Source organism: Chryseobacterium sp. SIMBA_028 (genome assembly GCF_046535285.1).
Lineage (GTDB): Bacteria > Bacteroidota > Bacteroidia > Flavobacteriales > Weeksellaceae > Chryseobacterium.
This window is the reverse complement of sequence record NZ_JAWRWZ010000227.1, coordinates 1-276: the sequence shown is the minus strand read 5'-3', so window position 1 is coordinate 276 and position 276 is coordinate 1. Positions and strand designations below refer to the sequence as shown.

Genomic DNA, 276 nt, shown 5'->3' with positions numbered 1-276 from the left:
ATCGGGTTCCGATTTTACCGGATAATTTTTCATTGAACTTTCTTTCGTAAGTAATATAAGCGCCTAAAATATTTTCCTTGTAAATAAAATGATTCGTCTGGTTGATATCACTTACAAAATTACCATCCGTAAAAATATCCTGTTTAGCATCATTATCCGTATTGGTGTGATTGTAGCTGATTCCCATTAACCAGGAATTTCCCTTGGCTGTTTTCTGGATATAATCAACATTGGCTGCATAATTATTAATGATCTGGGGAACTGATTGCCTGATAG

The 276-nt window shown here is 34.4% G+C and carries 1 protein-coding gene; it reads right to left on the bottom strand.

Going from position 1 to position 276, the window contains the following annotated elements; genetic code table 11:
* Window positions 1-276: outer membrane beta-barrel protein (locus SCA31_RS23250; RefSeq protein ID WP_410699391.1), on the bottom strand; the 276-nt coding region annotated here is incomplete at both ends.